The organism is Flavobacterium sp., assembly GCF_027484705.1.
Lineage (GTDB): Bacteria > Bacteroidota > Bacteroidia > Flavobacteriales > Flavobacteriaceae > Flavobacterium.
On the sequence record NZ_JAIXSL010000016.1, the window covers coordinates 86,773 to 99,758 of the forward strand.

A 12,986-nucleotide genomic window follows, 5' to 3' on the forward strand; every position below is an offset into this window, starting at 1 on the left:
ATTATATTTAATTTTGGCGATCGTTATTTGGATGCTGATTTCTAGCCCCGATGGAAGTGGTTATCCTTTTGTGCCGGGGTTCGGCGCAAAAGATAGTAACGGACAGCGGGAATATGCTCCTGAACAAAATCGAAAACAAAAGTAAACTTTCTGCCACAGATATGGAAATAAATTTAATCAGCGATACCGTCACCAAACCGTCACCAGAAATGCTGCAGGCGATGTTCAACGCCAAAGTAGGCGATGATGTGTTCAAGCAAGACCCGACCGTCAACGACTTTGAAAGTAAAGTGGCGGAACTGTTCGGCATGGAAGCGGCGCTCTTTTTTCCTTCGGGAACGATGGCCAACCAAACCGCAATCAAGCTTAACACCAATCCCGGAGATCAGATCATTTGCGATAAATGGTCGCACATTCATTTATATGAAGCGGGTGGCGCTTCGTTCAACAGCGGCGTCAATTTCAACTTACTCGACGGGCATCGCGGGATGATTACGGCGGAACAAGTGAAGAATGGCATCAACGATCCGGAGTTTTATCATGCGCCTTTATCGAAAATGGTCGGCATCGAAAACACGACCAATAAAGGTGGCGGTGCTTGTTATGACATCGAGACTTTACAAGAAATCAAACAGGTTTGTGTAGATAACAACCTCAAATACCATCTCGATGGCGCGCGTTTGTGGAACGCGATGATCGCCAAAAAACAACATCCGAAACAGTTCGGCGCCTTGTTCGATACGATTTCGGTTTGCTTTTCTAAAGGTTTGGGAGCTCCTATTGGCTCTGTGTTGCTTTCCGATGCAGCCACCATGAAAAGAGCCTTGCGCATCCGAAAAATATTTGGTGGTAATTTGCGTCAGTCTGGTTATTTAGCCGCTGCAGGGATTTATGCATTGCAGAACAACATCAACAGATTGGAAGACGACCATCGACGCGCCAAAGAATTAGGATCGAAGTTGCAACAATTGTCTTGGGTCGCCAAAGTAGAACCTGTTGAAACGAACATTATCATATTTTCCGTACAATCTCATATTGCCGACAAAGAAATCATCGACAAACTCGCGCAAAAAGGCATTGCGATCAGTCTGATGGCTAAAGGCACTTTAAGAATGGTCACACATCTCGATTATAAAGAAGTGATGCACACGTATGTCTTGGAAGCTTTGGAGAAAATGACTTTTTAATTATTTAAACAAGCCGTCCATTCCGGGAATATTCGGCATACCGTCTTTGGCTGCGATGGCGAGTTCGTTTTCGTTGATGGTTGTCGCGCATTCGATGGCTTTGTTCATAACGAGGACAAGATAGTCTTCGAGTTGTTCTTTGTCCTCAAGTAAAGTATCGTCAATTGTTATGGATTTTATTTTACGGTTGGCCGTCAAAGTGACTTTAAGCAAGCCATCGTTGCTTTGTTCGTCTATTAAAACGGTGTCCAATCTTTTTTTAGTGGCTTCCACTTTTTGCTGGGCTTCCTTTAATTTGCCCATCATGCCCATGATATCTCCAAACATGTTGATAATTTTTACGGTTTTGAAGCGTTAAAATTACTAAATTGCCCTTTCACAATCAATACACAAAAGATGAAAAAACGCCTTATTTTGAATTGTCTTTGTCTTATTTTTGCAGCTTCATATTCTCAAAACAAAACGAAATCAATGTCAGATCAAAACCAACCACCTGTTGCAACAATAAAACCCAAAACATTAGAAAAGCACGGAGACGTCAGAACCGACAACTATTTCTGGCTCAATGACCGCGAAAACCCCGAAGTCATTGACTATCTCAACAAAGAAAACGATTACTACAACAAAGCCACAGCGCATACTAAGGATTTCCAGACCGCCTTGTTTGCCGAAATGAAAGGCCGCATCAAGGAAGATGACGAGTCAGTTCCTTATTTATATAATGGTTATTATTACATCACACGTTTTGAAAAAGGGCAGGATTATCCGATCTATTCCAGAAAAAAAGGCAGTTTGAGTGCGCCTGAGGAAATCATGTTCAATGGCAATGAAATGGCGAAAGGGCATAAATTCTTCCAGTTGAGCGGCATCAGCATCAGCAATGACAACCAGTTTGCGGTTTTTGCTTTGGATGTTGTCGGTCGCAGGATTTACACTTTGCAAATCAAGAACTTAATGACCGGCGAAATCCTGACCGATAAAATGGAGAATTGCACCGGAAATGTCGCTTGGGCCAATGACAACAAAACCATTTTCTATACACGCCAGGACGAGAAAACGTTGCGTTCGGATAAGGTTTTCAAACACAAATTAGGAGATGAGACTGCAAAAGATGTGTTGGTTTATTTCGAAAAAGACGATACGTTCAACGTTTCTGTGGCTAAAGGGAAATCGAAAAAATACATTTCAATTAGTTCGTCAAGTACTTTGACGGATGAATACAGAACGATTTTAGCGGATGAGCCCGACAGCGAATTCAAAGTGTTTCAGGAAAGGGTTCGCGGCTTGGAATACAGCATTTCACATTACGGCGACAGCTTTTACATCGTAACCAATAAAGACAAGGCGACCAATTTCAAATTGATGAAAACGCCTGAAAATACCACATCAAAAGAAAACTGGAAAGATTTGATTCCGCATCGCGACGATGTTTTGATTGAAGGTATTGATATTTTCAAGGATTATCTCGTGGTTTCAGAAAGAAGCAATGGGCTCAACAAAATCCGCATCATGCCGTGGAGTGGGAAAGGGGAATATTATTTGCCTTTCGATATAGAAACATACACCGCTTACACGACCACCAATGTCGATTTCGATACCGATGTTTTGCGTTATGGTTACCAATCGATGGCGACGCCTTCTTCGGTGATTGATTTCAATATGAAAACGAAAACTAAGGAAATCAAGAAAGAACAGCAGGTGCTCGGAGGAAAATTCGACAAGAACAATTACATCGAAGAACGCATTTGGGCGACTGCGACCGACGGAACAAAAGTACCGATGTCAATCGTTTATCGCAAAGGTTTGAAGAAAGATGGCAAAAATCCTGTATTGCAATATGCTTACGGCTCTTACGGGATTTCAATGGATCCTTATTTTTCGTCAACACGTCTGTCACTTTTAGACCGCGGATTTGTTTATGCGATTGCGCACATTCGAGGTGGTGAAGATTTGGGGCGTCAATGGTATGAAGATGGCAAATTGTTGAAAAAGAAAAACACTTTTACGGATTTCATCGATTGTTCGAAATATCTTATTGCCGAAAAATGGACTTCCCCGGAACATTTGTATGCCGAAGGTGGTTCTGCTGGCGGATTATTGATGGGTGCCGTGGCCAATATGGCGCCACAACTTTATAACGGGATGATTGCACAAGTTCCTTTCGTGGATGTTATGACGACGATGCTTGATGATTCAATTCCATTGACTACAGGAGAATATGACGAATGGGGTAATCCGAATGATAAAAAATATTACGATTATATGCGTTCGTATTCGCCTTATGATAATGTGGTCGCTCAGGCATATCCTAACATGTATGTTTCTACCGGTTTACACGATTCTCAGGTGCAGTATTGGGAACCGGCCAAATGGGTCGCTAAATTGCGAGTAACTAAAACCAACAACAAACAATTGTTTCTCGATACTAATATGGATGCCGGTCATGGCGGGGCTTCAGGAAGATTTGAAGCCTTGAAAGAGCTCGCTAAAGAATTTACATTTTTATTAGATTTGGAAAAAATTCAAAAGTAATTCGATTTTTTTTGTTAGATTTGCAAGGATTTGAGGTTGCCCGTTATTGATACAAAATCTCGATTAACCATTTTTTTATGAAAGAAAAAATAAAAGCCTACAATAATGTCTTGGAATTAATAGGAAACACACCTCTTATTAAGCTCAACAAGCTTACCGAGAATTTAGAAGGTAATTTTTATGCTAAGGTAGAAGCTTTTAATCCCGGTCATTCCACTAAAGACAGAATCGCTTTATACATTATTGAAGAAGCTGAAAAGCGAGGCATTCTTTCTCCGGGTGATACCATTATAGAAACTACATCAGGCAATACTGGTTTCAGTCTGGCGATGGTCAGCATCATCAAAGGTTACAGTTGTATTTTGGCCGTGAGTTCAAAATCTTCTAAAGATAAAATTGATATGCTCCGCAGTTTAGGAGCCAAAGTATATGTCTGCCCAGCGCACGTTTCAGCAGATGACGAGCGTTCTTACTATAGTGTAGCCAAGCGTTTGCATGAAGAAACCAAAGGCTCGGTATACATCAACCAATATTTCAACCAACTCAACATCGACGCGCATTACCAAACAACTGGTCCTGAGATCTGGGAACAGACACAAGGAAAAATCACGCATTTGGTAGCTTGCAGCGGAACCGGCGGAACCATTTCAGGAACTGCTAAATATCTAAAAGAGCAAAATCCGGACATCCGTATTTTAGGCGTTGATGCTTTTGGTTCTGTTTTGAAGAAATACCACGAAACTAAAGAGTTTGACAATAGCGAAATTTATCCCTACAGAATTGAAGGCTTAGGAAAAAATCTGATTCCAACGGCTACTGATTTTGATATGATTGATAAATTCATGAAAGTAACCGATGAGGAAAGCGCACACGTCACACGTGAAATCGCCAAAAAAGAAGGATTGTTCGTAGGCTATACTTCCGGAGCGGTAATGCAAGCTATAAGACAATACGCCGAAGAAGGAGAATTTACAGCTGACAGCAATGTGATTGCTATTTTCCCAGATCATGGTTCGCGTTACATGAGCAAAGTTTTCAGTGACGAATGGATGAATGATCAGGGTTTCTTCGATAGCGTGAATGCAGAGGAAGTGCAGAAGATTGAATTTATAAAATAGACACGGCTGCGCCTTTGGACACGCTTCGCTCCAGACTCGCTGCGCTTAAGACATAAAAAAACTCCGAATGATATTTCGGAGTTTTTTTATACAATTCTTTCTGTCTCAAAGCCGAAGGCGCGTCTAAAGCGTAGCGTGTCTTAAGCCCGCAGGGCGTGTCCTGAGCGCAGCGTGTCTATTCCTCCATCGTATGATATACATTCTGCACATCATCATCTTCCTCAATCTTTTCCAATAATTTTTCTACATCAGCGACTTGAGCTTCAGTAAGCGCTTTAGTCACTTGCGGGATTCTCTCAAAACCTGAAGATAAGATTTCAAGTTTACGGTTTTCAAGTTCTTTCTGGATCGCACCAAAGCTTTCGAAAGGCGCATAAATCAAAATACCGTCTTCGTCTTCAAACACTTCTTCAGCACCGAAATCAATCAATTCCAACTCGAGTTCTTCAGGATCTAAACCAGCTGAAGGAATGCGGAAATTGCAAGTATGATCGAACATAAATTCCACAGAACCTTGCGTTCCCATCGTTCCGTTGCATTTGTTGAAATAGCTTCTGATGTTCGCCACGGTTCTGTTGTTGTTGTCAGTAGCAGTTTCAATCAGGATTGCGATTCCGTGCGGTGCGTAACCTTCAAACAATACTTCCTTATAATTCGCGGTGTCTTTATCGGTAGCTTTTTTTATGGCTCTTTCTACATTCTCTTTCGGCATGTTTGCCGCCTTCGCATTCTGAATCACGGCACGCAATCTCGAATTCGCATCCGGATTCGGTCCGCCTTCTTTCACCGCCATGACGATGTCTTTTCCGATTCTTGTAAATGCCTTAGCCATTGCTGACCAACGCTTCATTTTTCTTCCTTTGCGGAATTCAAACGCTCTTCCCATTTCTAATGTTTTTTACTGCCTATTGTTCGGCAAAAATATAATTATTCTTTGTTTTTTCAAATGTTTTTATGGCACGCCGATGAAGCTAATGACGCGGATTTTCTCGGATAAAAAATCAATTAAAATCTGCGCCAATCCGCCAAATCCTTGTTATCCGCGTTCCATTTACTTTTTATAAAAAGGCAACTTCACGACTTTAGCAGGAACGTCATTCTTACGAATCCTAATATAAATATCGCTACCCACAGCGCTGTGTTCCGTAGTTACATAACCCAAACCGATTCCGATTCCTAAAGTAGGCGACATTGTTCCCGAAGTCACAACACCAATCACATTTTCACTAGCATCCACAATTTCGTAGTCATGGCGCGGCACCGAACGTTCCTGCATTTCAAAACCCACGAGTTTGCGTTTCACACCGGCTTCTTTCTGTTTTTTCAAATTCTCGGAATTCACAAAATCCTTGTTGAATTTCGTAATCCATCCCAAACCGGCTTCCAAAGGCGAAGTCGTATCATTGATGTCATTCCCGTACAAACAAAATCCCATTTCCAAACGCAACGTATCGCGCGCCGCCAAACCGATCGGCTTGATTCCAAAAGCGGCACCGGCTTCAAAAGCTTTGTTCCAGATGGTTTCCACTTCTGAATTTTTGCAATAGATTTCAAATCCGCCAGAACCTGTATAACCAGTTGCCGAAATGATGACATGCGGAAAACCGGCAAAATCACCGACTTCAAAATGATAATAAGCAATCGAACTCAAATCAACCGAAGTCAACGATTGCATCGCTTCCACTGCTTTCGGCCCCTGAATCGCAAGCAAAGAATACTCATCCGAAAGGTTGCGCATTTCGACGTTCATATCATTGAAACTGGAAATCCATTCCCAATCTTTCTCAATATTTGAAGCATTCACCACAAGCAAATACTGATCTTCCTTCATTCTGTACACAATCAAATCGTCTACAATCCCGCCATCTTTATTCGGCAAACACGAATATTGTGCACGCCCAATCGTCAAAGTTGAGGCATCGTTCGAAGTCACTTTCTGAATCAACGCCAAAGCATTATCGCCCGTCAACAAAAATTCGCCCATATGAGACACGTCGAAAACGCCCACGCCATTGCGTACGGTTTCGTGTTCCGCATTGACGCCTTCATACAAAATAGGCATATTATAACCGGCAAAAGGAAGCATTTTGGCTCCGAGACTTTCGTGAAGATGCGTAAGCGCTGTGTTTTTCATCAGGATGTGGAATTAAATTTAAAGCCGCTAATTTATTCAAAAATTCCCAATTTTTAGGAGCGATAATTGTAAAATGTCTAATATTTTTTAGGAGCTTTTTCCCGCTCTACAATACAATCTTTGCCGCCGAACACCGTCGTCAAAGGATTTCCATTACGATCGGGGCTAGGGCAGTACGTTCCCAACAAAAAATAATGTATTTTTACCAATACCATTCAAACACAACGACATGAACCTTCCGTTTCCCATCAACCTCAAAGAAGTCGTCAAACGATACCAACCGATCCAACCCAAAACGCACAAAGGCATTCAAGGGCACGCGCTGATTATTGGCGGAAGTTATGGGAAAATCGGAGCCGTAAGCCTTGCTTCAAAAGCAGCACTCAAAACCGGTTGCGGATTGGTCACGGCTTTCATACCCAAATGCGGTTATGAAATCATCCAGACTTCGATTCCAGAAGTGATGGTGCTTACAGATGCTGACGAAATAAACATTTCCAAAATTGATTTCGAAATCAAGCCACAAGCGATAGGAATTGGAATAGGCATGGGGCAGGAACCCAAAACCCAAAAGGCGCTGCACGAATTTCTTAACACGAACGAAATTCCTTTAGTAATCGATGCCGACGCTTTGAATTGTTTGGCGCTAAACCCCGATTGGTTTTCGTTGCTCCAACCCGGAACGATACTGACACCGCATCCCAAAGAACTCGAGCGACTTGTAGGAACTTGGGAAACCGAAAACCAGAAAATGCAGAAAACCGTAGATTTTGCCGTCAAATACAACATTATTATCGTGGTCAAAGGCGCTCCGACTCGCATCGTAGACCGCGAATCGATTTATGACAATATTTCGGGAAATGCAGCTTTGGCTACAGCAGGAAGCGGCGACGTGTTGACCGGAATGATTACAAGTTTATTGGCGCAATCTTATGCTCCGATTGATGCGGCGATTCTGGGCGTTTACCTTCATGGCAAAACTGCCGATATTGCGTTGCCGGAAACCGGTTACCAATCGTTCATCGCTTCGGATATTATTGAGAATATAGGAAAAGCTTACCTGACTTTAGGAACTTTGTAGAAACGCTTTGAGCTCGTCGTAAGTTTTAATCTTCACGCTAATTTTCTCTTGATTCAAAACACTTTCAATCTGTGCCGGAATCGGAAGTTTTATTCCCAAAACAGGTTCAACGACATCAAGAAATTTGATCGGATGCGCCGTTTCAAGAAAAATTCCAATAGCACCGCTGTGTTTTTGCATTTCCTTTTTCAATCCCAAATAACCAACCGCACCATGAGGTTCGGCAATGTATCCGGAATTTTTATAAATGTCTTTTAAAACTTGCCTTGTAGTTTCATCGTCATAGGAAAACGAAGTGAAATCTTTTTCAAATTTTTTCAGATCGTTGTTGTACAATTCCTGGATGCGGATGAAATTACTCGGATTCCCAACGTCCATAGCATTAGAAATTGTTGCTTTGGAAGGTTTCGGTTCGTATTTTCCGGTTGCCAAAAATTGAGGAACCGTATCATTCACATTGGTGGCAGCTACAAAATGTTCAATTGGTAAACCTAATTTCTTAGCCATAATTCCAGCACAAATGTTCCCGAAATTACCACTTGGGCATGAAAACACCATTGGTTTGTTCTGCGATTTCAATTGCTTGTACGCAAAGAAAAAGTAAAACATCTGCGGCAACCAGCGTGCAATGTTAATGGAGTTTGCAGATGTGAGGTTCTTATATTCAAGGTTTTCATCCAAAAAAGCTTTCTTAACCATATCCTGGCAATCGTCGAAAACGCCATCAACTTCAAGTGCTTTGATGTTTTGGCCTAAAGTGGTCAGTTGACGCTCCTGAATATCGCTGACTTTTCCTGACGGATATAAAATAACGACATCGACACCAGCAACACCAAGAAATCCGCTGGCCACGGCGCCGCCGGTATCGCCTGAAGTAGCGACCAAAACGGTATTTTTATTGTCTTTTTTATCTTTATTGAAATAAGCCAGGCAACGCGACATGAATCTAGCGCCGACGTCTTTAAACGCCATGGTTGGGCCGTGATATAATTCTAAAGAATATATCCCATCTTCAACTTGAATTGTCGGAAAATCAAAACACAAAGTTTCTGCTATGATTTGCTTGAGATTGGTTTCGGGAATTTCGTCGCCGACAAATTGTCTGATGGCTTCAAAAGCGATTTCCTCGTTACTTAAATTTTCAATATTCTTGAAGAAATCTGCTGAAAGTGGCGTAATGTTTTCGGGAAAATACAAACCTCTATCAGGCGCTAAACCTTGAATTACGGCTTCCTGAAACGAAACTTTGGGAGCATTATGATTTAAACTGTAGTATTCCATTTTTTTCATGCTTTATGCTTTACGCTATCGGCAATAAGCTTAAAGCCTACTGCTTACAGCTTTTAAATTATTTTTACGCCTTCCGCATTGATTTTAGAAACATGAATTTCATAAGGAATTTCAGTTCCGTTAAATATGTTACGCATCGCTTCTGCTACTTTATTCGCATTTTCAATGCCTCTGCTCAAGGCAAATATCGATGGGCCTGAACCGGAAATTCCTGAACCTAACGCACCGCTGTTTAAAGCCGCTTGTTTTACCTGGTCAAAATGGGGAATGAATTTTCCACGCAAAGGCTCTACAATGTCATCATGCAAAGAACGGCCAATCAAATCATAATCGCTCGTATACAAACCGGCAACCAATCCGCCGACATTGCCCCATTGTGTAATGGCGCTTTTTAGCGAAACCATTGGCTGCAAAACCGCACGCATTTCTGATGTCTTCAATTCGATTTGCGGATGAATGACCGTTGCGTATAATTCGTTAGGACTTTCAATCCTGATGATATCCAATGAGTTTGAACTTCTCACAATCGTAAATCCGCCGCAAAGGGCAGGAGCCACGTTGTCCGCATGAGCGCTTCCGCTGGCCAATACTTCGCCTTGCATCGCAAATTGGACGAGTTCTTTTCTTGTGAAAGGTTTGCCTGCTAGTTCGTTGATTCCGAAAACGGCTCCGGCTGCACTTGCGGAACTACTTCCGATGCCGCTTCCGGCTTTAATTTTTTTGTAGATTTCAATTTCAAAACCGAAGTCTAAATCGAGTTCATTCAATAAAGCCAAACCGGCGACGCCTGCTACATTCTTTTCCGTTTCCAAAGGCAAATCCGCGCCTTCGATTTTGGTAATGCGGATGCCTTTCAAATCTGATTTTCTAATAATCATTTCGTCGCCGACGCCATCAAGGCACAAACCCATGACGTCGAAACCGCAGGACAGGTTGGCTATTGTGGCTGGGCAGAAGAGTTTTATTTCCATGTTAGTGGCTGAGTTGCTGAGTGCCTAAGTTGCTGAGTTTTGGACAGGGAAACAAGGAACTTAGCGTTCATTATAATTAATATTTTAGTGTGTTACAGTATTTTCAATTTAACGAATATTAACTCAGTCACTCAGTCACTTAATGACTTAGTAACTTTTTAAACATTTCCGATGCGCACGACATCCGCAAAAATTCCCGAAGCCGTAACCGCAGCTCCCGCACCGGCACCTTTAATCAATAAAGGTTGGTCAACATAACGGTCGGTGTAGAACTGAACGATATTATCTTTTCCTTCAAGATTATAAAACGGGCTGTCGGATGGAATGAATTGCAATCCTACGCTGGCTTTTCCGTTCTCGAAAGAAGCTACGAATTTGAGTCGGCTGTTCTTTTGTTTGGCTTCCGCTAATAAGTTTTTAAAATGGCTTGAGTGCTTGATTAACGATTTGAAGAAATCCTCATTGTTGGTCGTGTTCATACATTCTGCCGGAAGGAACGAATTGTTTTGGATATCTTCCATTTCCATTTCGTAACCGCTCTCACGAATCAGAATTAAAATCTTGCGCGCCACATCAACGCCACTTAAATCGATTTTCGGGTCAGGTTCTGTAAAACCCTGAACACCTGCTTCCTTAACAACATCGTGAAAGCTATACGTTTCGCTGAAATTGTTGAAAATGAAATTCAAACTGCCCGATAAAACCGCATTAATTCTATTGATCTTATCACCTGAAGCGATTAGATGTTTCAACGTATCGATGATCGGCAAACCGGCGCCGACATTGGTTTCGAATAAAAACGGCGCATTGTATTTTCGAGATAATTGTTTCAAATGGCTGTAATTGTCATAAGCTGACGAACACGCGATTTTATTACAAGTCACTACTGCGATATTCTTTTCTAAGTATTGATCGTAAGTATTCGCAATCGTTTCGTTGGCCGTAATATCGACGAAAATGCTGTTGCGCAAATTGAGTGCTTTCACTTTGGTGATGAATTCGTCTTTGTTGGCTGTTTCGCCGTTTTCAATTAAGGTGGCCCAGTCTTTCAAAGCGATGCCTTCTTCATCGAAATGCATTTTTCTCGAATTCGAAATCGCAATCACACGCACGTTGATTTTGAGGTTGTCTTTCAAAAATTTCTTCTGTTGATGGATTTGGTCGATGAATTTCTCGCCGACATTTCCAACGCCCATCACGAACAGATTCAACTGTTTGGTGTTGTCTTCAAAGAAACGTTCGTGTAAAGTATTCAAAGCTTTTTTGACGTCACGCTCATTGATGACGACAGAAATATTCCTTTCGGAAGCGCCTTGTGCAATCGCGCGGATATTGACGTTATTTTTCCCTAAGGTGCTGAACATTTTGCCGCTCAGACCTTGGTGGTTTTTCATACTTTCGCCAACAAGAGCAACGATACACAAATCTTTTTCTACGATACATGGATCGATTTTATTCTGCGCGATTTCTAGTTCAAATGCTTTATTGATCGAAACTTCCGCTTTATCGGCATCGGCATTCAAAATTCCAATACAAATGGAATGTTCTGAAGAAGCCTGCGTAATGAAAATCACGTTGATGCTTTCGTGCGACAACACTTCAAACAAACGCTTCGACGAACCGGAAACACCAATCATTCCAGAGCCTTCGAGTGTGAGCAAGGCAATTTTATCAATGTGCGAAATTCCTTTGATCGGATTTTCTTTTCCGCTTACGGTTGATGTAATTAAAGTTCCGGCGGCTTCGGGTTCGAAAGTATTTTTGATTAAGATTGGAATATTTTTCTTCAGAACCGGCTGGATCGTCGGCGGATACAAAACCTTCGCTCCGAAATGCGACAATTCCATCGCTTCCTGATACGAAATGGTTTCAATCGGTTGCGCTTGTTTTACGATTTTTGGATTGGCCGTAAACATACCATTGACATCCGTCCAGATTTCCAATTGGGAAGAATTCAACGCGCCTGCTACAATTGCTGCGGTATAATCGGAACCGCCACGGCCTAATGTAGTTGTGTTACCATCTTCTGAAGAAGCAATAAAACCAGGCATGACCGTCACCGTATTGGAAGTTGTTTTGAAGAAATCGGCAATCAATTTGTTGGTTACCTCAAAATTAACCACGGCTTTTCCGAAGTGGCTGTTGGTTTTGATGACTTCACGGCTGTCTTTATAATCCGCATTTTTGATCTTTTGTTGCAAGGCTTTAGCGATGATCTGCGACGACAGTAATTCGCCGAAACTTAATATGGTATCGGAAGTACGGTTTGACAATTCGCCCAAAAGGTAACAACCGTCGAGTAAGGTTTTGAGATGGTTGATGTTGCTGTTGATGGCGTCGATCAATTCGCTTTGCTCGGACAACGGAATCAGCTCCTCAATCGCGTCTTTGTGTTTCTTTTCGATCTGGCTGACGATTTCCTTATAGTTTTTGTCTTTCGCTGCTGCATTGGCGGCCGCTAAAACCAGCATATCGGTGACGCCGCTGAAGGCTGAAACCACCACAACAAGTTGGTCTTTTTTTGAATATTCGTTGACGATATCAAGGACAAGATTTATATTCTGTGCATTGGCTACTGAAGTTCCGCCAAATTTTAATACGTTCATTTTCAATTTAATTTAGGTAAGGTATTTACAAGACAAGTTTAACTTTTTCTAATGAAGAAAAAAAACA

Annotated in this window: 10 protein-coding genes; 4 read left to right on the top strand and 6 right to left on the bottom strand. The window is 41.8% G+C overall.

Annotation, left to right across the window (positions count from 1 at the left end; genetic code table 11):
• The first annotated feature begins 161 nt into the window (after positions 1-161).
• Positions 162-1,187, top strand: a complete 1,026-nt coding sequence (locus Q0058_RS09050; protein WP_298223079.1) for a GntG family PLP-dependent aldolase — start codon at positions 162-164, stop codon at positions 1,185-1,187.
• Here the strand turns inward: Q0058_RS09050 and Q0058_RS09055 are convergent, their stop codons facing one another.
• A complete protein-coding gene (locus Q0058_RS09055) occupies positions 1,188-1,514 on the bottom strand; it encodes a YbaB/EbfC family nucleoid-associated protein (protein WP_298223081.1) in 327 nt (108 codons plus the stop codon).
• A gap of 69 nt (positions 1,515-1,583) precedes the next feature.
• Between Q0058_RS09055 and Q0058_RS09060 the strand changes: the two genes are divergently transcribed.
• Both Q0058_RS09060 and Q0058_RS09065 read left to right on the top strand, forming a co-directional pair.
• Positions 1,584-3,719 carry a S9 family peptidase gene (locus tag Q0058_RS09060; RefSeq protein WP_298223083.1) on the top strand — a complete coding sequence of 712 codons (2,136 nt, stop codon included), beginning with the start codon at positions 1,584-1,586 and terminating at the stop codon, positions 3,717-3,719.
• A 77-nt stretch (positions 3,720-3,796) separates the two neighbouring features.
• Positions 3,797-4,837: a cysteine synthase family protein gene (locus Q0058_RS09065; protein WP_298223085.1), complete on the top strand. Its 1,041-nt coding sequence runs from the start codon at positions 3,797-3,799 to the stop codon at positions 4,835-4,837.
• A gap of 175 nt (positions 4,838-5,012) precedes the next feature.
• On the opposite strand, the gene Q0058_RS09070 is transcribed toward Q0058_RS09065, so the two are convergent.
• Both Q0058_RS09070 and gcvT read right to left on the bottom strand, forming a co-directional pair.
• Complete coding sequence (locus Q0058_RS09070; RefSeq protein WP_298223087.1) at positions 5,013-5,723, bottom strand: YebC/PmpR family DNA-binding transcriptional regulator; 711 nt, start codon at positions 5,721-5,723, stop codon at positions 5,013-5,015.
• A 165-nt stretch (positions 5,724-5,888) separates the two neighbouring features.
• The gene (gcvT, locus tag Q0058_RS09075; protein WP_298223091.1) at positions 5,889-6,971 is read right to left on the bottom strand and encodes a glycine cleavage system aminomethyltransferase GcvT; all 1,083 of its coding nucleotides are present in this window, start codon (positions 6,969-6,971) and stop codon (positions 5,889-5,891) included.
• Between the two features lie 229 nt (positions 6,972-7,200).
• On the opposite strand from gcvT, the gene Q0058_RS09080 reads away from it, so the two are divergent.
• Positions 7,201-8,052, top strand: coding sequence for an NAD(P)H-hydrate dehydratase (locus tag Q0058_RS09080; protein ID WP_298223093.1), 852 nt, complete (start codon positions 7,201-7,203; stop codon positions 8,050-8,052).
• Here the strand turns inward: Q0058_RS09080 and thrC are convergent.
• The 3 genes from thrC to thrA all read right to left on the bottom strand — a co-directional run bounded on the left by thrC (position 8,038) and on the right by thrA (position 12,919).
• Complete coding sequence (gene thrC, locus Q0058_RS09085) at positions 8,038-9,333, bottom strand: threonine synthase (RefSeq protein WP_298223597.1); 1,296 nt, start codon at positions 9,331-9,333, stop codon at positions 8,038-8,040. The genes Q0058_RS09080 and thrC overlap by 15 nt on opposite strands.
• A gap of 62 nt (positions 9,334-9,395) precedes the next feature.
• Positions 9,396-10,313 (bottom strand): homoserine kinase, encoded by a 918-nt coding sequence (locus Q0058_RS09090; RefSeq protein WP_298223095.1) that lies wholly within the window; start codon positions 10,311-10,313, stop codon positions 9,396-9,398.
• A 158-nt stretch (positions 10,314-10,471) separates the two neighbouring features.
• On the bottom strand, positions 10,472-12,919 hold the full coding sequence (thrA, locus tag Q0058_RS09095) for a bifunctional aspartate kinase/homoserine dehydrogenase I (RefSeq protein ID WP_298223097.1): 2,448 nt from the start codon (positions 12,917-12,919) through the stop codon (positions 10,472-10,474).
• Positions 12,920-12,986: the final 67 nt, after the last annotated feature.

Excerpts from the sequence above, each read along its gene's own strand:
- Q0058_RS09070 (WP_298223087.1), bottom strand. The coding sequence starts at position 5,723 with ATGGGAAGAGCGTTTGAATTCCGCAAAGGAAGAAAAATGAAGCGTTGG.
- Q0058_RS09065 (WP_298223085.1), top strand. The coding sequence starts at position 3,797 with ATGAAAGAAAAAATAAAAGCCTACAATAATGTCTTGGAATTAATAGGA.
- thrA (WP_298223097.1), bottom strand. The coding sequence starts at position 12,919 with ATGAACGTATTAAAATTTGGCGGAACTTCAGTAGCCAATGCACAGAAT.
- thrC (WP_298223597.1), bottom strand. The coding sequence starts at position 9,333 with ATGGAATACTACAGTTTAAATCATAATGCTCCCAAAGTTTCGTTTCAG.
- Q0058_RS09055 (WP_298223081.1), bottom strand. The coding sequence starts at position 1,514 with ATGTTTGGAGATATCATGGGCATGATGGGCAAATTAAAGGAAGCCCAG.
- Q0058_RS09080 (WP_298223093.1), top strand. The coding sequence starts at position 7,201 with ATGAACCTTCCGTTTCCCATCAACCTCAAAGAAGTCGTCAAACGATAC.
- gcvT (WP_298223091.1), bottom strand. The coding sequence starts at position 6,971 with ATGAAAAACACAGCGCTTACGCATCTTCACGAAAGTCTCGGAGCCAAA.
- Q0058_RS09090 (WP_298223095.1), bottom strand. The coding sequence starts at position 10,313 with ATGGAAATAAAACTCTTCTGCCCAGCCACAATAGCCAACCTGTCCTGC.
- Q0058_RS09050 (WP_298223079.1), top strand. The coding sequence starts at position 162 with ATGGAAATAAATTTAATCAGCGATACCGTCACCAAACCGTCACCAGAA.
- Q0058_RS09060 (WP_298223083.1), top strand. The coding sequence starts at position 1,584 with ATGAAAAAACGCCTTATTTTGAATTGTCTTTGTCTTATTTTTGCAGCT.